Genomic DNA, 20,649 nt, shown 5'->3' with positions numbered 1-20,649 from the left:
GCGGGTCGCGAGTGGCGAGAGGTCGGAGCCGGGGCGTGAGTGGTGAACTGCGGTATGACGATCTGGTGCGGCCGCTGCCGGAGTTGCTGAAGAGGCACGCCGAGCGGTCGGCGGACCGGGTCGCGTTCCACGACTTCTCGCGCGGCGTCAGCTATGCCGAGTTGGAGCGGCGGACCGGGCGGCTGGCCGGGTCGCTCGTGCGGGCGGGGGTGCGGCGCGGCGATCGGGTGGCACTCTGCCTGGGCAACTGCGTGGAGCTGGTGGAGGGTTGCCTCGCCGTGCTGCGGGCGGGGGCGGTCGGTGTCCTGCTCAATCCCCGCTCCTCCGACGACGAACTCGACTACTACCTGCGGGACAGCGGCGCCTCGGCCGTCATCACCGACCCCGCGCACCTCGCGCAGCTCCACCGCCTCGGCGCCGCGTACCGGGGCCTGCACACCGTGCTCACCGGGGCGGGCCCGATCCCCTCGAACGCCCCCGACGGCACCGTCCTCTTCGAAGTCGAGGCCGAGGCCGCGACCGGGAGCGGGACCGGGGCCGGGAGCGACGGGCCCGCGGCCCCCGACGACCTGGGGCTCGACGACCCGGCCTGGCTGCTCTACACGTCCGGGACCACCCACCGCCCCAAGGGCGTGCTCTCCACGCAGCGCGGCGCACTGTGGTCGGTGGCGGCCTGCTACGCGCCGGTCTTCGGGCTCTCCCCCGAGGACCGGCTGCTGTGGCCGCTGCCGCTGTTCCACAGCTTCGGGCACTCCCTCGCGATCCTGGGCACCACGGCCGTCGGCGCGAGCACCGCGATCGCCGGCGAACTGCCGACGTCCGGCGAGGGCCTGACGCCCGGCGACCTGTGGCGCACGCTGCGCACCCCGAGTGCCGCCCTCGGCGGGCCGTTCACCCTCCTGGCGGGCGTCCCCACGACCTACCACCGGTTGATGGCCTCGGCGAAGGACACCCCGCTCCCCGCGCCGCGGCCCGGGCTGCGGCTCTGCGTCACGGCGGGCGCGCCGTGTCCGCCCGAGCTGCGCGGGGCGGTGGAGGAGACGCTCGGCGCGCCGCTGCTCGACGTCTACGGCAGTACCGAGACCTGCGGCGCGATCGCGGTGGCCCGCCCGAACGGCCCCCGGGTCGACGGGTCCTGCGGACTGCCGGTGCCCGGCGTCGAGGTCCGCGTGGTCGATCCGGACAGCGGCGTCGACGTCCTCGCGGGCGGCGAGGGCGAGATCTGGGTCAGCGGTCCGAATCTCATGACGGGCTACCACGAGCAGCCGGAGGCGACGGCCGCCGCGCTGCGCGAGGGCTGGTACCGGACCGGGGACCTCGGCCGGCGCGCCGAACACGGCCACCTCGTCCTCACCGGCCGGGTCAGCGAACTGATCATCCGGGGCGGCGAGAACATCCACCCCACGGAGGTCGAGCACGTCCTGCGGGGCTGTCCCGGGGTGCGGGACGCCGTGGTCCTCGGCCTGCCGCACGCCGTCCTCGGGGAGGTCCCGGTCGCCTTCGTGGTGCCCGGCCCGGAGGGCCTGGACCCGCGGCTGGTGCTCGACGTCTGCCGCTCGCGGCTCGCGGACCACAAGGTCCCCGTCGAGGTCCGCGAGATCGCGGCCGTCCCGCGCACGCCGTCGGGCAAGATCGTCCGCCATGCGGTGCTCAGCGACCCGGCTGCGGCGCCGGCCCCGGCCCCGGGCGGCGGCTCCCTGGACCGCGGGCTGCTGTCGCTGCCCCGGGAGGAGCAGGAACGCGCGCTGTGCGAGAGGGTGTGCGCCGAGACGGCCCGGGTCCGCAGCCGCGCGCCGGAGACGGGGCTCGACGCGGACACGCCCTTCGCGGACCTCGGGCTGACCTCGCTCGGCGCCATCGAGCTGATCGACCGGCTCGCGGCGTCGACCGGGCTGAGCCTGCCGACGACGCTGGTCTTCGACCACCCCACCCCGGCCGCCGTCGCCCGCCACCTGCACACCGAACTGTTCACCGCCGAGCCCGCCGCACCCGCTGAGCCCGCCGTACACACGACCACCGCACCGCGCACCACCGCACCGCGGACCGCCGAGCCGGAGGAGCCGTACGACCGGGACCCGGTGGTGATCGTCGCCATGGCCTGCCGCTACCCCGGCGACGTGGAATCCCCCGAAGGGCTCTGGGAGTTGGTGTCTCAGGGCAGGGACGCGATCTCGGACCTGCCGACCGACCGGGGCTGGGACCTCGCCGCCCTCTACCACCCCGACCCGGACCGGATCGGCACCTGCTACACGCGCAGCGGCGGATTCCTGCACAGCGCCGCCGAGTTCGACGCGGGCCTGTTCGGCATCTCGCCGCGCGAGGCGCTCGCCATGGACCCGCAGCAGCGGCTGCTGCTGGAGGTCACCTGGGAGGCGTGGGAACGGGCCGGGATCGACCCGGCGTCCGTCCGGGACAGCGACACGGGCGTCTTCCTCGGCGTGATGTACGGCGACTACGCCTCCCGCTTCACCGAGCACGAACTCGAGGCCCACCTCGCCCTGGGCTCGGCCGGAAGCGTGGCCTCCGGCCGGCTCTCCTACGTGTTCGGCCTGCGCGGGCCCGCGATCACCGTCGACACGGCGTGCTCGTCCTCGCTGGTCGCCGTGCACCAAGCGGCCCAGGCGCTGCGCTCGGGCGCGTGCTCGCTGGCGCTGGCCGGCGGCGTCACGGTCATGGCGACGCCCAACCCGCTGGTCGCGTTCAGCCGCCAGCGCGCCCTCGCGCCCGACGGCCGGTGCAAGTCGTTCTCGGCGACGGCGGACGGCACCGCCTGGGCCGAGGGCGCCGGGGTGCTGGTGCTGGAGAGGCTGTCCGACGCGCGCCGCAACGGTCACCCGGTGCTGGCAGTGGTGCGCGGCAGCGCCGTCAACTCCGACGGCGCGTCCAACGGCCTGACCGCGCCCAACGGCCGCGCCCAGCAGCGCCTGATCCAGCTGGCGCTGGCGGACGCCGGGCTGCGCGCGCACGAGGTGGACGCCGTGGAGGCGCACGGGACGGGCACCGCGCTCGGCGACCCCGTCGAGGCGCGGGCGCTGCTCGCGGGCTACGGCCGGGGCCGGGGGCCGGAGGACCCCCCGCTGTGGCTGGGCAGCGTCAAGTCCAACCTGGGGCACACCCAGGCCGCCGCCGGAGTCGCCGGGATCATCAAGATGGCCCAGGCCATGCGGCACGGCGAGTTGCCCAGGACCCTGCACGTGGCAGCCCCCACCCCGCACGTCGACTGGTCCGCGGGCCGGGTCGAGCTGCTGACCGCCGCCCGGCCGTGGCCCGCGCCCGCCGGCCGACCGCGCCGGGCCGGCGTGTCGGCCTTCGGGATCGGCGGCACCAACGCGCACGTGATCATCGAGGAGCCGACCGCCGCCGACCGCGCCCCGAGCCGGCAACCCGCGCCGCCGCCGGGGCCGGTGTCGCCAGCGGCAGTGCCGTGGCTGGTCGGCGGGGCCGACGAGGCGGCCCTGCGGGCCCAGGCGCGACGGCTCGCCGACCACGTCGCGGCCCGGCCGGGCCTCTCGCCGGCGGACGTGGGCTTCTCGCTGGCGGTGTCGCGGTCGGCGCTCACGCACCGGGCGATGGTGCCGGCCGCGGACCGTGCGCGCATGCTGGCCGGACTCCGGGCGATCGCCGACGGCCCGCCCGCCGACGGCCCGCCCGCCGACGGCCCGCCCGGCGACGGCACGTCCGGTGCCGGCACGTCCGGTGCCGGGGCGTTGACGCGCCTGGCCGACCCACGCACCCGTACCGCCTTCCTGTTCACCGGGCAGGGCGCGCAGCGCACGCGGATGGGCGAGGAGCTGCGGGAGGCGTTCCCCGTGTTCGCCGAGGCCTTCGACGAGGTCTGCCACGCGCTGGACGGCGAACTCGAACGGCCGCTGCGTACGGTGATCCGCGCCGAGCCGGGCTCGCCGGACGCCCTGCTCGACCGCACGGACTTCACCCAGGCCGCCCTGTTCGCCTACGAGGTGGCGCTCTTCCGGCTGGTGGAGTCCTGGGGCGTGCGGGCCGACTTCCTGGCGGGGCACTCCGTGGGCGAGTTGGCGGCCGCGCACGTCGCCGGAGTGCTGGACCTCGCCGACGCCGTACGCCTGGTCGCGGCGCGCGGGCGGCTGATGCGGGCGCTGCCCGAGGGTGGGGCGATGGTGGCCCTCGACGCGGCGGAGCACGAGGTCCTGCCCGAACTCGCGGACGTGGCAGACCGCGTGGCGATCGCCGCGGTCAACGGACCGCGCGCGGTGGTGGTCTCCGGCGCGCGGGACGCGGTCCTCGCCGTCGCGGCGCGGTTCGAGGCCCGCGGCCGCCGCAGCACGCGGCTCAAGGTCGGCCACGGCTTCCACTCGCCGCTCGTGGAGCCGGTGCTCGACGAGTTCCGCCGCGTCGCCGAGACGCTGGAGTTCCGGCTGCCGCGGATTCCGGTGGTCTCCACCGTGACGGGATCTCGGGCGGCGCCCGAGGAACTGGGCTCCGCGGACTACTGGGTGCGGCACGCGCGGCTTCCCGTGCGGTTCGCCGAAGCCGTGGAGTGGCTGGGCGCCGACGGCGTCGGGGGCTTCCTGGAACTCGGCCCGCAGCCCGTGCTCACCGCGTACGCGCAGGAGTGCCCGGCCGTCCAGGACGGCGGCCCGGTGTTCGCCTTCGCGGCCCGCGACGGCGAGCGGGAGCCGGACACGCTGCTGGCGGCCGTGGCCCGGCTCCACGTGCGCGGCGCCGGCGTCGACTGGCCCGCGGTGTTCGCGGAGCGCGGGCTGCGGCGCGGGCTGCGGCGCGTGGAGCTGCCGACCTACGCCTTCCAGCGCCGGAGGTACTGGCTGGACCCGCAGCGCCCGGCCGGGGCGGGGGCCCGCCCGGGCCCCGGCGAGCATCCGCTGCTCGGCCCGCCGTTCGAGGTGCCGGGCACCGGGCACACGGTGCTCTCCGGCCTGCTGTCGGCGAGTGCCCAGCCGTGGCTCGCCGACCACGTCGTCGGCGGGGCGCCGCTCGTGCCGGGGGCGGCGTTCGTCGAGATGGCCGTGCGCGCGGGCGACGCGGTCGGCTGCGGCACGCTGGAGGAGCTCGTGATCCTGCGGCCGCTGGCCCTGCCCGCCTCGGGGGTGCGGGTCCAGGTCGTGGTGGGGGCGGTGGACGACTCGGGCCGACGGACCGTCGAGATCCACGCGCGACCGTTGGAGCCCACCGAGCCCGTCGAGCCCGCCGAGCCCGCCGAGCCCGCCTGGACGCCGCACGCCACCGGCCTGCTCGCCCGCACACCCGAGCCGGGGACGGCACCGGAGGGGCACGGCCTGACGCAGTGGCCGCCGCCCGGCGCCGTGGAGATCGAACCCGCCGGCGCCTACGAGGCCGCGGTGGAGCGCGGGCTGGCCTACGGGCCCGCGTTCCGCGGTGTGCGCGCGCTGTGGCGGCGGGGCGCGGAGGTGTTCGCGGAGGTCCGGTTGCCCGAGCCGTGGACGGCCGAGGCAGGCCGGTACGGCATCCACCCCGCGCTCCTGGACGCCGCCGCGCACGCCTCGATGCTCGCCGCGTCCGCTCAGGGAAGCGGCCCGGATGCGGACGCGGGCACGGACGCGGGCACGGACGCGGGCACGGACGTTGGCACGGAGGTTGGCACGGAGGTTGGCGGCGCCCGGGTGCCGTTCCAGTGGAGCGGCGTGTGCCTGCACGCCGCCGAGGCGTCGACGGTCCGGGTGCGGATCGCCCCGGTCGGCGAGGCAGGCCCCGCCTCGGAGGACGGCGCGTTCTCGATCACGCTCACCGACCCGGCGGGCCGCCTGGTGGCTCGCGTGAACTCCCTCTCCACCAGGGAACTTCCGGCCGGGCACCGCGATCCCGGGCAGGACATCGCCCAGCGCGCCCTGCTGCGCCCCGACTGGGTCCCCGTCGCACTGCCCAGCGGGGCACCGCAGTCGGCAGGCTGGACGGTTCTCGGGCCGGACCAGCTGAACCTCGGCGCCTTCGTCCCCCTCGCCGACCCCTCCTCACCCACGGACGGCGCGGCCCCGCCCCGCCACCTGGCGGTCACCGCCGTCGGCTCGGAATCGGAATCGGACCGCGACCCGCTCGCCGACGTCCACCTGCTGACCACGCGGGTGCTCAAGCTCCTCCAGGACCGGCAGGACGATCCGGCCACCGCGGGCTCGCGACTCGTGGTGGTGACGCGGAACGCCACCGCACCCACGCCGGACCTGGCGGGAGCAGCGGTCTGGGGGCTGGTGCGCACCGCGCAGTCGGAGCTGCCGGGGTGCGCGGTCCTGATCGACGTGGACGAGGACCCCGCCTCCCTGCGCCTGCTGCCCGCGGCGGCCGCCGGCGGCGAGCCCCAACTCTCCCTGCGCGCCGGTCGGGCGACGGTGCCACGGCTGGTCGGCGCCCCGGCGGCGGCCCACCTGCCCGAGCCCTGGCCGGCCGAGAGTGCCCCGCCCCGCCGCTCCGGCACCTTCGACCCGGACGGCACGGTGCTGATCACCGGCGGCACCGGAGCGCTGGGCGCGGACCTGGCCGGGCACCTGGTCGACGCGTACGGGGTCCGCCACCTGCTGCTGACCGGGCGGCGCGGCCCGCGCGCACCGGGCGCCGACGCCCTGCGCGCGAGTCTGTCGGAGCGGGGCGCGCAGGTCAGGATCGTCGCGTGCGACGTGGCCGACCGGGCCCGGCTCGCCGAGCTGATCGAGCAGTGCGACCCCCCGCTGACCGCCGTCGTGCACGCCGCCGGGGTCCTCGACGACGGAGCACTGGCCGCGATGTCCCCCGAGCGGCTGGCGGCGGTCCTGCGGCCGAAGGCGGACGCGGCCTGGCACCTGCACGAGTTGACCCGTGACCGGGGCCTGTCGGCCTTCGTCCTGTTCTCCTCGGTCTCGGGCGTGCTGGGCCGGGCGGGCCAGGGCAACTACGCCGCGGCGAACTCGTTCCTGGACGCGCTCGCCCGGCACCGGGCCGCCGCCGGTCTGCCCGCCGTCTCGCTGGCGTGGGGCTTGTGGGGTCACGACGCGGGCATGGCAGCCCGGTTGACCGAGGGAGTGGGGCACCCGAGGCCCGACGACGTGGTCCGGGCGTTCACCCCCGCCCAAGGACTGGCCCTGTTCGACGCGGCACTGCGGACGGGAGCCCCCGTACTCGCGCCGGTCCTGCTGGACCGGGCCGCGCTGCGCGCCGCCGCAGGGCGACTACCGCCGCCGCTGCGCGACCTGGCGCGCCACGGCCGGCCCGCCGCCGAGGCGCGGAGCGGCGCGACCGAACCGTCCCCGGGCCCCCGGGACCGGGAGGGCTCGGAGCCCGGAGCGTGGCGCACGCTGCTGGCCGGGCTGCCCGCCGCGGAGCGCGGGGCCGCGCTCACGGAACTGCTGCGCGGCGACGTGGCCGCGGTGCTCGGCTACCCCGGCGCGCAGGACCTGCCCGCCGGCAGGACCCTGGCCGAGCTCGGCTTCGACTCCCTGACGGCCGTCCAGTTCCGCAGCCGGCTGAGCACGGCCCTGCGCCTGCGGCTGCCCGCGGCCGTCGTGTTCGAGCACCCGGCGATCGAGGACCTCGCCCGTCACGTACTCGACCTGCTCGACGACCTGCCCGACGACCTGCCCGATGGCCTGCTCAAGGACCGGCCCGACGGCACACCGCGTGAGCGGCCCGGCATCCGGCCCGCACCGCCCACCGGCCGTCCCGCGCAGACGCTCGCGGCGCTGTACCGCGCGCTCTGCGAGCAGGGCCGGCCGGCGGCCGCGATGCACCTGGTGGTCGCGGCGTCCTCGGCCGCCGCGACGTTCGGCGCCGACGACGCCGCGGAGCACACCGTGCCGCCGCTGCGCCGGGCCCGGGGCCGCGCCGGCTCCCCGGTCGTGGCCTTCTTCCCCGACCACCGCCCGTTCCCCGCCCTCCCGGGCGGCGGGTTCGCGGCCCTGCACGCCTGCTTCGAGGGCGAGTTGGAGGTCCTGGAGTTCCCGCACCCGGGCATCGGCACGGGGTACGCCGTTCCGGCCGACCGGGAGACACTCGCCCGCCTCCACGCCGAGACGGTGCTGCGGCACGCCGGCGACCGGCCCGTCGTCCTGGTCGGTGCTTCCGCCGGGGGCGCCGTCGCGCACGCCGTGACCCGACGCCTCGAACTCGGTGGATCCGCCCCCCTGGGACAGGTGCTGATCGACACGTATCTCGTCCACCAGGGCAACCACTCCACGGACTGGCTGACCGCCCTGGCCGCCCCGCCGGCCCCGCACCTCGGTGTGGACGTGTGTGCGGGCGTGTGCGCGGACGGGTCCACCGGCGACGAGGACGCCGCCGTCGCGGCCATGGGCGCCTACACCGGGCTCTTCCTGGACTGGCGCCCGGAGTCCGTGCACACCCCGACCCTCCTCGTCGGGGCCGCGCGGCCGACCCCGCTGATGGCGGCGCGCGCGGACGGCGACTCCTGGCGCACGTCGTGGCCGCTGCCGCACGAGCGCGTCGAGGTGCCCGGCGACCACCTCTCCCTGGCACGGGAGGACGCCGCCACGACGGCGGCCGCGATCCGCACCTGGATCGACTCCCTCGGCCGCACCGGATAAGTCCTGCCTTTCGGATCAGTGCGTGCAGCCAGGGGCGTGGGAAGTCGGCCCGGCCGACTTCCCACGCCCCCGGAACCGGTCGCCGGGTGCGCGAGCGAACCCCCGTTCGAGTGAAGCGTGGTACGGCCCCGTGGAGGTGGTGCCGGGGTGGGGTAACGGGTGATCGGGAGTCATGGGGCGCCGCGCGACGCGGGTCCCCGGGCTCCCGTCGATGCCCCCTGACGAACCCAGCACGGGAGTCCCCTCATGCACCTGCGCTTCAGCCCGCGCGCGGCGGTCGTGGCCACCGCCGGCGTCCTTGCTCTGTCCCTGGTCAGCCCCTCCACGGCCTCGGCGGCCCCCGGCGTCGTGATCATGGATCGCGGGGACGAACGGGAGGAGGTCACGGACCCGGTGCCCGGCGAGTGCCACCGCGGCCTCGGCCCCGACACCACGATCGTGAACTTCACCAGTGGCCCCATCCGGCTGTACACCGACCGCAACTGCCGGTCGAGGGTCTCTTCCCTGCTGGACCCGGACGGGGCCCGGGAAGACGTGAACGTCGGCAGTTTCGCGGCCATCACCTGACCCTCGCCCCACCCGTTCACCCACCGCCGGACCGACTGCGAGGCCGTCCGGCGGCCGTACCCGAGTTCCCCGCGCCGGCCGCCCCCACGATGCCGTGCAGATGCGACAACGGGGCCTCCTGGATGGCTCTGTTCACGAGATACGACAGCAATTGTTCACCGCTTCGGACAGCACCGGGTTTTGCTGATGTTCGACTCGGGCGACTGTGAGTTCGACGGTCAACGGGCGGGCGGTCCGGAGCGTTGTATGCGGCGGGAACGTCGCTCGCGGAGTGGGCGGTTCGGCGCGATGTCAGGACTGGACGGCCGGCTTGAGGGTGTCCTGGCACCACTGGCGGAAGCCGGTGGCGGTGCCTGGGCCGTGGGCTTCGGCGTCGTAGACTCCGTTGTTTTGTGCCTCGACCATGACCGCGAAATCCTGCGCCATTGCCTGGCTCGCACCGCGCTGCACTATCGCGGCCTGGTAGTCCGCGAGCGGGGTCTGGCGGTAGCGGACCGTGCGGCCCAAGGCGTCGGAGATGGCCTCGGCCATGGCGTCGGGGGTCAGGTTGTCGGGGCTGACCAGAGCGACGCGCGCGTGGCCGCTCCAGGAGGTGTCGAGGAGGAGTGCCGCTGCTGTGGCGGCGACGTCCCGGGTGGCAACGGTCGGCAGCGGCCGGTCTGCGGCGTTGGCCATGGAGAACGTTCCCTGCTCCGTTATCGCCGGGGCCTGGCGGAGCAGGTTCTCCATGAAGAACGGCAGGGCCAGCGCCCGGTAGTGCACGCCGGAGCCCTCGAAGAGCTCGTCCATTGCCAGCGCGGCCGACAGGAGCCCGGCCTCACCCTGGTAGCCGTGGCCCAGGGACGTCACGCCCACGACCCGCACGCCCCGGCTCGCGGCCGTCCGGCAGGCGGCCCGGGTGAACTCCACGTAGTAGCGCCTGGCGCCGTCGGTGCGGGTGAATGCGGCCGGGGGCACGAGCCAGAACATGCGGTCGGCGCCTTCAAGCGCCTTCGTGATCGTGTCCGCATCGCCGTGGGAGCCCTCCAGCACCTCGGCCTGGGCATGCACGCGCGCCGACAGCCGGGAGGGGTCGCGGGCGATCACGCGGACCGCCTCACCGCTGTCCAGGACGTGGTCCAGAACCTGTCGGCCGATATCGCCGGTGGGCGTGGTGATGACGATCATGAGTACCTCCGTGAGAGACAGTGGACGGCGGAGCGCCGAGGGCGTTGCCGGACGGTTCCGAGTCAACCTGGCGCGACAGCGCGGGTGAAGGACCAGTTCGGTCGCCATTGATACCCTGGTGATATGAATGACCTTGAGGTCCGGCAACTCCGGTACTTCGTCGCAGTCGCGGAAGAACTGCACTTCGGGCGCGCAGCCGCCCGGCTGGGCATGGCGCAGCCCCCGTTGTCCCGCACGATCCGGAATCTCGAACGGCAGCTCGGCGTGGCGCTGTTCGAGCGCACCACCCGGCAGGTGAAGCTCACCGCAGCCGGGGAAGTCCTGCTGCGCGACGCCCGGACCGCCCTGGAGGCGGTCACCGCCGCAGCCTGCCGGGCCCGACAGGCAGGCAGCGCGTCACCGCGGCTGCGGATCGCACTCAAGGCCGACGTCGACGGCGGCCTGCTGTCGCAGATCCTGGACGCCTACCGTGCCGATGACGCGGCCCCGCCACCGGAGCTGGTCCTCGGAGGGTTCGGCGAGCAGCCGCAGGCACTGCGCGACGGCCTCGCCGACGTGGGACTCGTGCTGTGCCCCTTCGACACCCGCGGCCTGGACAGCGAGCCGCTGCTGACCGAGCCGGTCCTGGTCGCCGTGGCCGCCGCCGACCCGCTGACTGCCCGGACCCGACTGTGCCTGGCCGACCTGGCCGGCCGCAAGCTCCCCGGCGGCGCCTCTGCCGGCCTCGGCCGACCCGTCGAGCCCCGGCCCGAGGCGGCTCGACCGGCCTCGAACCTGTCGGAGATCCTCAGCCTCGTCGAGACGGGCAGCGTCGTGTTTTTCACTCCGGCCTCGGTGGCCCGGCGCTATCCGCGATCCGAGATCGCCTACCTGCCGGTCAACGATCTGCCGGACTCCACGCTGGCCGTCGCCTGGCCCCAGGACGCACGCTCACCGGCCGTCGCCGCCTTCGTGCGCGCCGCCTGCACCGTCGCAGCCGCACGAACACAGTCCCTCATGCCGAGCACGACTACCTGACCCGTATCCGTCGCAGCCCGGCGCCACAGATCCTGCCAGAGCACCAGCCCCCTACGGACACTCCTCATCACCGCCATCGACTGTCGGTGCCAGCCTCGTTCGATTCCCTTCGTCGTCCAGGTGTTGTCCGAAGTGGTGGACAATTGCTGTCGTACCTCGTGAACAGAGCCACCTGGACAGCGTGTTGGCGTAGATGCCCTGCGCGAGCTACCAGGAGGCCCTGTTTTCATGTGCGGCTGCCGCCACAGCCACCCGATCGAGACTCCGGTTCGACGCTGCCGCCCGTCGGCCAACAGGTCATCAGTGATCCATCAGTGATCCATCAGGGAACTGTCAGGAACCCGGGGCGCGGCGTTCGGGCCGACCTAGCATCCGAGCATCGCCGCTTCCCCACAGGCGAACTTCACCACTCCCAGTGATCGAGGTACTTCGGCATGCGCGGTCTCTCCCGCCGGTCCCACACGCCCGCCCAACGCGCCGTCGCGGGCGTCCTGCTGTCGGGCCTGGCCGTTGCCGGTCTGATGGTCTCGCCGCAGCGGGCCGCCGCAGCCGACTGCGACGGCCAGAGCAGCGTGGGCGGCGGCAACTGCACCACGGCTCTGATCAACTCCATCGGTGCCATGATCGGCGGCTTCCGCAGCGCGGCCCTCCAGGCGCAGGCCGACAACGCCGCGTTCACCCAGGGCATGGCCGGCCAACTGAGTGCCGCGGCTCCCGGCTACAACGTCATGGTGTTCAAGTACGACGGCACCGACCTCTACGACACCATCTGGTTCCGCAACGTGTACGAGGCGAACATGACCGGAGTGCTGGTCGACACCACCGTCAAGCTGCAGCACCACGACTCGCAGGGCGGCCCGGCAGGCTACGACGACTTCCGCATCTGGGTCTTCGCGGGTGACTCGACCTTCACCAACAAGGGTGACGGTGGGTACGGGAACTGGGCCTTCGTCGGCTCCGACTCCGACCGGACCGTGAGCACCACCAGGTCGTGTGTGCTGATCCGCTGCGTCGACAGCAAGCGGATCATCCACTTCCCCGCCCGCGACATCACGGTCCCGGGCGTCCCCAAGAGCGGTGGCACCCCGATCACCGACACCCCGGGCACCCCCGGCATCCCCGCGCACGACGACGGCGACGACGGTGATGACGGCAACGACGACGGCAACGACGACGGCGACGGCGGCGACACCAGCACCACCCCGGCCATCCCCGCGCACCAGGGCGGCGGCAAGGGCGGGGGCGGCAAGGGCGGCAGCGGTGGTGGTGCCGGCATCGCCGGGCTGCACCACCCCAAGGTGAAGAACGGTCGGGGGCCGGTGGTCACGGGGTCCTCGATCCTGGCCGCCGCCGGCGGCGCCAAGAACTCCGCCTGGCAGTTCACCGCCCTGGGCAACGGCCGGTACAAGATCACCAGTGCCGTCTCCGGGCTCGCGCTGACCGAGAACACCAAGACCTTCTTCGCCGAGGCCAAGCCGTGGACCGGCGCCGACGCGCAGAAGTGGCAGCTCGTCAGCGCGGGCGGCGGCCAGTACCAGATCCGGATCACCGACCAGGACTGCCTGACCTACGACGAGGACGCCAAGGCGCTCGGCGTCTGGACCTGCAACAACGCCTGGAACCAGCAGTGGAGGCTCCAGTAGCGGTCACCCGCGCACGCTGACCCGACGCACCCCGCCCCGGCACCCGCCTGGGTCGGGGTGAGGCCGTCTCCGAACTCCTGTCCCGGGCTGTTGGTTGAGGTCCATTCCGCCCGGGGCGGGGTATGCCCCCTGCCGTACGGTAGGTACCCGCTGCGCCCTCGGGCGCAGCGGGAACAGCACCGCCCCTGCGAGCCGAACCGAGAAGGGACGCTGACCATGGGAGACGAGAACAAGGGTGGGCCGAACGACGGTAGGGGCGGCGGGCACGCCAAGCCCGGCTCGCCGGCCATCGGCCCGAGCCCCTCGAAGGACGGCCAGCAGCCGACTCCGGCACCGAAGCACAAGAAGAGTTGACCCCCGAACAGCAGCGGACCGCATTGGTGGCGGCGCTCACCGACGCCGGTTCCCTGCCCACCGAATGGGCTCCGGCCGTGGCGGCCGTGCCGCGACACGCGTTCCTCCCCGACACCATCTGGGCGGACGAGGACGGCGGCGACACCGAGTGCAGCCGGGCCAAGGAACCCGAGCGGTGGATGCGGCTCGCCTACAGCGACCTGCCGATCGTCACGCAGTGGGACGACGGTGCCGGGGACGGCGACCACCGTACTCCCACGTCGTCGGCATCCATGCCCACCATGGTGGCCGAGATGCTGTCCGACCTGGACGCGGTCCCCGGGCATCGGGTGCTCGAAATCGGGACGGGCACCGGCTACAACGCGGCCTTGCTGGCGCATCGCCTGGGCGCCGAGATGGTGTCCACCGTCGAGGTGGACGCGCAGGTCACCGCGCAAGCCCGCACCGCACTTCGCCGGACCGGCTACACCCCCGAAGTCGTGTGCGGGGATGGCTCGCTCGGGTGGGGCGCACGCGCCCCGTACGACCGGATCATCTCCACCGTGTCACTGCGGGACATCCCGCCCGCCTGGGTAGCACAAACCCGGCCGGGCGGGGTGATCGTCAGCCCCCTCTCACCGCTGCTGGGCGGCGGGGCGGTTGCGCGGCTCACGGTGGACGGCGACGGGACGGCGAGCGGTCCGTTCACCCGGTCAGCGGCGTTCATGATGCTGCGGCAGCAGCGCTACCAGGGCACTCCGGTGGACGACTACCTGCCCGGTGAATGGCCGGGCGACTCCGGGCAGTCCTGGACGAGCCTAGACCCCGAAGCCATCGGGGGCGACTGGCTTGCACAGTTCGCCTGCGCCCTCGCTCTGCCGGACGTGTACTACCGGCGCAACGAGTTCGGTGACGGCGGCTGGACGTGGTGGCTGTTCGACACGGCCGTCACGTCCTGGGCAACGGTCGACTCCGTGCCCGGGGAATCCCGGTTCGAGGTCCGCCAGTCCGGGCCCCGGAAGCTGTGGGAGGAGGCGGAGGCCGCCTACACCCGGTGGACGGCCGCCGGACGCCCTGGCTACGAGCGGTACGGGCTCACGGTGACACCTGCCGGACAGGCGGCCTGGCTGGACAAGCCCGGCAATCCCCTCCCGGGGCACCGCGAGTAGAGCGACAGTCGCGCCCCCGCCGCATCACCTGTCGGCGATGTCAGCCGCCGGCCCTCGGCCCCCGGCGCTCGCTCCTGGCGCGGGCGTATCGCCGGGCGGCGGCAAGGCGGGCGGCCTGAGTGATTTCCGCCGGGCCCCGCGAAGGACTGCCGGGAGACCGATTAGGTGATCGCCGACTGGTGCCGTACGGTCGGTACTACCGACGCGGGGTGGAGCAGCTCGGTAGCTCGCTGGGCTCATAACCCAGAGGTCGCAGGTTCAAATCCTGTCCCCGCTACCACGAACGCCGATGGGGCGGACGCGCACTGCGCGTCCGCCCCATCGGCATCCTTCGCCTCGTCGAATCGGCCGCCCGCCGACAACGCCGATCTCCTGGATTCCCACTCGTTCTCGTTCGTGCTGTCGGGTCCTCTTTCATGGTGATCCGTCGTGGCTGGAGCGTGATCATGTGATCCTCTTGGACTTCGCTGTGCTGGGAGGGGATCCCTTCGGCGACCCGTACCGTCTGTCCGACGCATGAATCGAGCTGGCGACCTCCTCCGAAGCTGCTTACGGGCAGCCGATCACACTGGTGACACCCTTGCCGGTGAGCAGGTAGTTTGCGGGAGGACAGAGAGAAGAGTTCGCATGGACTCCCGGATCGCCCGCATCCGACGCAAACTCGCCAAGGTGCCCTATGCCGCACTGCGAAGCCACTCCTTCGGTGAAGAGAAGCACGGGTTCCGCCTCGAACCCCCGTTGCCGGACGCGAAGGTCGCCGAGTTCGAGGCCGACCACCACGTCGAACTGCCTGATCCCTACCGCAGCTTCCTGACCACACTGGGCGGAGGCGGAGCCTCGCCTTTCTACGGCCTGCTGCCGTTGCCGCCATGTCGGCTGTTCACGATGGACCCCCGAGGCGAGCCCGGCCGCCCTCGGGGGTTCACGTTCGCCGGCGGCCCGTCTCACCGAAGTGACCTTTTCCTGCACATCATCGAGGCAGGGTGCACCGACCTGGTGCTTCTCGGTATCACAGGGCCCCTGGCCGGCTGCGTCGTCACCGGGAACGCCGACGGCTTCTGGGGCCCCAACGTCTCGTCGGCCACCGACTTCCTGGCCTGGTACGAACGCTGGCTCGACCACATGCTCGACGGTCGCGACAACCGCGACCTGGAACTGACCTCACCCGCCCTGCGAGCTCCGGTCGACCGCATCCTGAGGCAGCACGGGAATCGCGGCGGAAGGGGCCATGCCGCATAGGACGCCAGCATCATTTCGATCGCGCCAACGATCATGGAGTAGTCCATGGGTGCGCTACCGCGATGTCCCGCGCGTGTCAGGACCCGCAAACGCTGCCATCCGCTGCCTGGAGCGCGATCGACTGATTCCCGGCATCGTCGCCACGGCCGTGAGCGTGTGGTCCGCCCGAGCCCACGGGACCAAGCGACGTTGGCGGCCGTGGGAGGCCGAATTCACCTGCCTCTGCTGCGGCGAAGGCTGGGCCCGCGACAAGCTCGAAGAGGTTGTCTTCATGCTTCCTCCTCGAGCCGCAGGCGAACTACGAGCACAGGTCGACGATCTGGACGCGGTGTTGCTGCGGCGGACCCACCACGAACCGCGGGCAGCTTCCGAACTGGCCTGGTGGCACTGCAGGTTCTGATCACGGGAGCTTGCGCTTGTCGTTCCTGGAAAATGCCGTCTTCAATGAGATCCTCGCCGCTGACGCTCCGGCAGCAGCACTACGGAGCACGGCGGCCTCCGACAGGCGTCCCCGCAGGCGAAGTCGGGCCGGGGGCGGTGGTGTCCGGGCGGCGTCGGGTCAGTGGCCGATCAGGGACTCGGGGCGGATGGGTAGTTCGCGGACCCGGACGCCGGTGGCGTGGTGTACGGCGTTGCCGATCGCCGCCGCCGTCCCCACGATGCCGAGTTCGCCGATCCCCTTGGAGCCCATCGGGTTGAGGTGGGGGTCGGGGTCGTCGATCCAGTGCGCGTCGACGGCGGTGACGTCGGCGTGCGCGGCGACGTGGTAGGCGGCCAGGTCGCGTTCGACGTGCCCGCCGAAGGACGGGTCGGTGGTGCTGTGCTCCAGCAGGGCCATCGACAGCCCCATGATCATCGCGCCGGTCAGCTGGCTCCGCGCGGCCAGCGGGTTGACGATGCGTCCGGCCGCGAACACCCCGAGCAGGCGGCGCACCCGCACCTCGGCGGTGTCCTGATCGACCTGGACTTCGGCGAACTGCGCGCCGAAGGCGTGCCGCGCGTACTCCTGGCCGGTGCTTCCCACCTCCTCGGTGGTGTCGGCGTGTCGGGTCAGCCCGTCGGCGGGCGGCCGCCCGCCGTGCTCGGCCAGTGCCGTGCGCAGTTCCTCGCTGGCCCGGTGCACGGCCCATCCCCAGGAGGCGGTGCCGGAGGAGCCGCCCGCCAGCGGCGCCTTCGGCAGGTCGCTGCGGCCGATCCGCAGCTCGACGTGTGAGGGGGCGACCCGTAGGGCGTCGGCGGCGATCCGCACCAGCGCGGTGCGCGCCCCGGTGCCGATGTCGGTGGCGTTGACCCGCAGCAGGAAGCTTCCGTCGGGGCGGGCGTGCGCCTCCGCGGCCGCGGGACCTACCAGCACGGGGTAGGTCGAGGCCGCCACTCCCGTGCCGAGCAGCAGCCGGCCGTCCCGGCGGACCCCGGGGCGGGGATCGCGGTCGGCCCAGCCGAAGCGCCGGGCGCCCTCGCGCAGGCACTCGACCAGGCGGCGGCTGCTGAACGGCTTCCCGCTGTCCGGATCGAACGCGGGTTCGTTGCGGATCCGCAGCTCGACGGGGTCGAGGCCGCAGGCCAGGGCCAGTTCGTCCATGGCGGACTCGAGCGCGAACATGCCGGGGCACTCGCCGGGTGCCCGCATCCAGGAGGGGGTGGGCACGTCGAGCCGGGCGACCCGGTGGACGGTGCGGCTGTGCGGTGCGGCGTACATCATCCGGGCGGGGACGGCGGCCTGCTCGACGAATTCGCGCAGGGTGGAGGTGCGGGTGGCCACCTCGTGGGCGAGCGCCGAGATCCGGCCGGTGCTGTCGGCGCCGATCCGGACCCGTTGGACGGTGGGGGAGCGGTGCCCGACCAGGTCGGCGAGCTGGGCGCGGGCGAGGCAGAGCTGGACCGGCCGCCCGACCGCGCGGGCGGCCAGCGCGGCCAGCACCGTGGGCGCCCGGGTGGTGCCCTTGGACCCGAAGCCGCCGCCGACGTGCTCGCTGACCACCAGGACGTCCTCGGCGCGCAGGCCGAAGAGCTTCGACAGGTTCTCCTGGCTGTTGCCGGAGCCCTGGCTGGCGTCGTAAACGGTGAGCCGGCTGCCGTCCCAGGTGGCCGTCGCGGCGTGCGGTTCCATGGGGTGGTTGTGCAGCGGCGGCAGGCGGTAGGTGGCGTCCACCTGGTGCGGCGCGGTCCGGTAGGCGTTGTCGAAGTCGCCTCTGGCACGCTCCGCGGGGTAGCCGCCGTTCGCCTCCTCGGGGGTGTAGAGGCCCGGGTGGTCGGCGGTCAGCAGGACGTCGTGCGGCTCCCGGGTGCAGCTGATCCGCAGCGCGCGGGCGCCGGCCCGGGCGGCCTCCGGGGTCTCGGCGACCACCAGCGCGACCGGCTGCCCGTGATGGGCGATCCGCGCGGACTGGAGCACGGCCAGCGTCGGGTCGTCGGTCGGGGCCAGCCGTTCGGCGTTGCGGTGGGTGATCACCGCGAGGACGGCCGGGTCGGCGAGGGCGTCGGCGTCCTCGACGGCGTCCACTACGCCGCGCGCGAGTGCGGCGGTGACGAGCCAGGCGTAGGCGGTGCCGGCCGGGTGGTGGTCGGCCGCGTACCGGGCGCGGCCGGTGACCTTGTCGGGCCCCTCCACCCGGGTGAGCGAGGTGTCCCCGTGCTCCTGCTGCTCCTGGCGGCCCTGGTGTTCCTGGCGGTCCCGGTGAGCCGTCATTCGGAGTCCTCCTGCTGCGGTGTGAGGTCGGCGAGGACCCGTACGGCCGCCTCGCGTGCCAGCGGCACCTTGAACGCGTTGTCCCGCAGCGGCCGGGCGGCCGCCAGCTCGGCGTCCAGCGCGGCCCTGAAGACCTCCTCGGTGGCGGGCTGCCCGAGCATCGCCCGCTCGGCGGCCGTCGCCCGCCAGGGCTTCGCCGCCACTGCGCCGAGTGCCAGTGCGACCCGTGCCACCCTCCCCTCGCGCACCACCAGTACAGCCGCGACCGAGACGGTGGCGAAGGCGAACGAGGCCCGCTCGCGCACCTTGCGGTAGGCCGAGCGGGTGCCCGACCACGGCGGTGGCAGGTCGACCGCGGTGATCAGCTCGCCGGGGCGCAGCCCGGTCTCTAGGGCGGGGGTGTCCCCGGGCAGCCGGTAGAACTCGGTGAGCGGGCAGCAACGGGAACCGGTCGGACCGGTCAGCCGCACCTCGGCGTCCAGCGCCGCCAGTGCCACCGCGAGGTCGGACGGGTGGGTGGCCACGCAGGCCGCGGAGGCCCCCAGTACGGCCAGATCCCGGTGCACGCCCTCGCGCGCGGGGCAGCCGGAGCCGGCGACGCGCTTGTTGCACGGCTTGGTGACGTCCTGGAAGTACGGGCAGCGGGTGCGTTGGAGCAGGTTGCCGGCGGTGGTGGCGAGGTTGCGCAGTTGCCCGGACGCTCCCGACAGCAGGGCCTGGGACAGCGCGGGATAGTGCAGCCGGACCAGCGGGTGCGCGGCCAGCTCGCTGTTGGGCACCGTCGCGCCGATCCGCAGGCCGCCGTCGGGGAGTGGTTCCACCAGGCCGAGCGGCAGCCGGCTCACGTCCACCAGCAGCTCCGGCGCCTCCACGCCGAGCTTGAGCAGGTCGACCAGGTTGGTGCCGCCGGCGAGGAACCTGGCTCCTGGGACCTGCGCGGCCATCGCCACGGCCGAGGCGACGTCGGCGGGCCGGTGGTAGCCGAAGGGCTTCACGGGGCGACCTCCCGGACGGCGCGGACGATGCCGGGGTAGGCGCCGCACCGGCAGAGGTTGCCGCTGAGGCGTTCGCGGATCTCCGCCTCGTCCAGCGGCGACGGCGCCTGCGGGTCGGGGTCCGTCACGGCGCTCGGCCAGCCCTTCGCCGCCTCTGCGAGCATCCCGACCGCCGAGCAGAGCTGCCCGGGCGTGCAGAAGCCGCACTGGAACGCGTCGTACTCGATGAACGCCCGCTGGAGGGGGTGCGGCCGGTCGTCGGCGGCCAGGCCCTCGACCGTGGTGACCGCGGCTCCGTCCTGGGCGACCGCGAGCACCAGGCAGCTGTTCACCCGCCGCCCGTCCAGCAGCACCGTGCACGCCCCGCACTGTCCGTGGTCGCATCCCTTCTTCGCCCCGGTCAGCGCCAACCGCTCGCGCAGCAGGTCGAGCAGCGTGCGGCGGTGGTCCACCTCAAGGGTGTGCTGGTCACCGTTGACGGAGAGCGTGACGGTACTGGCCACATCCATGGCTTCCTCGGGGGTCGGTCGGCTGCCGACCGCGCCGGCCGGCACGGTGATGCCTTCCACCGCCGGGACGGAGCCCGCATCCGGGGGACCCGGAACCACCGGTTCGGTCCCGTGTGGTGGCCGCGCGGTCCTTACTTGTCTTGGGCGCCGACCAGGGGTAGTGTTCCCTAGTCGCTCGGCAGGGAGCACCGGACACGCATCGGCGCGGACGGTCCCGGGGCGGCCAATCCTCTTGAAATGCCATGCCCTGGTTCGGGCCGGGTCGCGTCTTGTCGCGGCTGGTTCCTATTCGGCGTGTTCGTTTTATTGGATTGCGGCTGATTCGCTTTTCGGAGTGGGGATCGGCTAGAGTTTGAAACGTCGGACGGGGCGTCAAGCCGCAGAAGACACCAGCGAGTTGGATGAACGAAGCGCCGGAAACGGAGCGGAAAACATCTGGTAAGCTGGGAACACGAAAGAACGAAGCGCCCGGAGGGCCCGCTGGAAGGCGGTCCGAAGGAAGTGTCCGTTCCTTGAGAACTCAACAGCGTGCCAAAAGTCAACGCCAGATATGTTGACATCCCCGGCCTCGATCGTCTGATCGGGGTTGGAGATTCCTTTTGAAGTAAAACACTAGCGAGGACGCAGTGCGCGGGACCGCCCTATTCCGGTGGTTGCCGTGCCGCTCAACGCGGGTGCCGCCCGACGCTTTTAATTAAGCACTGCGGGTAGACATTCACGGAGAGTTTGATCCTGGCTCAGGACGAACGCTGGCGGCGTGCTTAACACATGCAAGTCGAACGGTGAAGCCCTTCGGGGT

11 protein-coding genes, 1 tRNA gene and 1 rRNA gene are annotated in these 20,649 nt (G+C 73.5%); 9 read left to right on the top strand and 4 right to left on the bottom strand.

What is annotated here, in order from left to right; genetic code table 11:
* Window positions 1–47 precede the first annotated feature (47 nt).
* On the top strand, window positions 48–8,522 hold the full coding sequence (locus ABT015_RS12415; RefSeq protein WP_502897299.1) for a type I polyketide synthase: 8,475 nt from the start codon (window positions 48–50) through the stop codon (window positions 8,520–8,522).
* A gap of 246 nt (window positions 8,523–8,768) precedes the next feature.
* A complete protein-coding gene (locus ABT015_RS12410; protein ID WP_350878804.1) occupies window positions 8,769–9,089 on the top strand; it encodes a hypothetical protein in 321 nt (106 codons plus the stop codon).
* A gap of 291 nt (window positions 9,090–9,380) precedes the next feature.
* Here ABT015_RS12410 and ABT015_RS12405 read toward each other — a convergent pair whose 3' ends face one another.
* On the bottom strand, window positions 9,381–10,256 hold the full coding sequence (locus tag ABT015_RS12405; RefSeq protein ID WP_350878803.1) for an NmrA family NAD(P)-binding protein: 876 nt from the start codon (window positions 10,254–10,256) through the stop codon (window positions 9,381–9,383).
* Window positions 10,257–10,379: 123 nt separating this feature from the next.
* Between ABT015_RS12405 and ABT015_RS12400 the strand changes: the two genes are divergently transcribed.
* The 6 genes from ABT015_RS12400 to ABT015_RS12375 all read left to right on the top strand — a co-directional run bounded on the left by ABT015_RS12400 (window position 10,380) and on the right by ABT015_RS12375 (window position 16,057).
* Window positions 10,380–11,273: a LysR family transcriptional regulator gene (locus ABT015_RS12400; RefSeq protein ID WP_350878802.1), complete on the top strand. Its 894-nt coding sequence runs from the start codon at window positions 10,380–10,382 to the stop codon at window positions 11,271–11,273.
* Between the two features lie 434 nt (window positions 11,274–11,707).
* Entirely contained in the window at window positions 11,708–12,916 is a 1,209-nt protein-coding gene (locus ABT015_RS12395) for an RICIN domain-containing protein (protein ID WP_350878801.1), read from the top strand.
* A 350-nt stretch (window positions 12,917–13,266) separates the two neighbouring features.
* Window positions 13,267–14,418: a methyltransferase domain-containing protein gene (locus tag ABT015_RS12390; protein ID WP_350878800.1), complete on the top strand. Its 1,152-nt coding sequence runs from the start codon at window positions 13,267–13,269 to the stop codon at window positions 14,416–14,418.
* Window positions 14,419–14,621: 203 nt separating this feature from the next.
* Window positions 14,622–14,698: transfer RNA gene (locus ABT015_RS12385), tRNA-Met, on the top strand.
* A 347-nt stretch (window positions 14,699–15,045) separates the two neighbouring features.
* Window positions 15,046–15,657 (top strand): SMI1/KNR4 family protein, encoded by a 612-nt coding sequence (locus ABT015_RS12380; RefSeq protein ID WP_350878799.1) that lies wholly within the window; start codon window positions 15,046–15,048, stop codon window positions 15,655–15,657.
* Between the two features lie 49 nt (window positions 15,658–15,706).
* Window positions 15,707–16,057, top strand: coding sequence for a hypothetical protein (locus ABT015_RS12375; protein ID WP_350878796.1), 351 nt, complete (start codon window positions 15,707–15,709; stop codon window positions 16,055–16,057).
* A gap of 159 nt (window positions 16,058–16,216) precedes the next feature.
* Here ABT015_RS12375 and ABT015_RS12370 read toward each other — a convergent pair whose 3' ends face one another.
* Genes ABT015_RS12370 through ABT015_RS12360 form a run of 3 tightly spaced genes read right to left on the bottom strand, consistent with a single transcriptional unit; the run spans window position 16,217 to window position 19,850 of the window.
* Complete coding sequence (locus ABT015_RS12370; RefSeq protein WP_350878795.1) at window positions 16,217–18,346, bottom strand: xanthine dehydrogenase family protein molybdopterin-binding subunit; 2,130 nt, start codon at window positions 18,344–18,346, stop codon at window positions 16,217–16,219.
* Window positions 18,343–19,341, bottom strand: a complete 999-nt coding sequence (locus tag ABT015_RS12365) for an FAD binding domain-containing protein (RefSeq protein WP_350878794.1) — start codon at window positions 19,339–19,341, stop codon at window positions 18,343–18,345. Before ABT015_RS12365 ends, ABT015_RS12370 begins: the two co-directional genes overlap by 4 nt.
* The gene (locus ABT015_RS12360) at window positions 19,338–19,850 is read right to left on the bottom strand and encodes a (2Fe-2S)-binding protein (protein WP_350878793.1); all 513 of its coding nucleotides are present in this window, start codon (window positions 19,848–19,850) and stop codon (window positions 19,338–19,340) included. The genes ABT015_RS12365 and ABT015_RS12360 overlap by 4 nt, the downstream gene beginning before the upstream one ends.
* Window positions 19,851–20,564: 714 nt before the next feature.
* Here ABT015_RS12360 and ABT015_RS12355 point away from each other — a divergent pair.
* Window positions 20,565–20,649 (top strand): 16S ribosomal RNA (locus ABT015_RS12355); the annotation flags it as partial.

Origin of the sequence: Kitasatospora sp. NPDC094016, assembly GCF_040304045.1 — a bacterium.
Classification (GTDB): Bacteria; Actinomycetota; Actinomycetes; order Streptomycetales; family Streptomycetaceae; genus Kitasatospora.
Note: the sequence above shows the minus strand (reverse complement) of the source record. Positions and strands in the feature narration are given on the sequence as shown.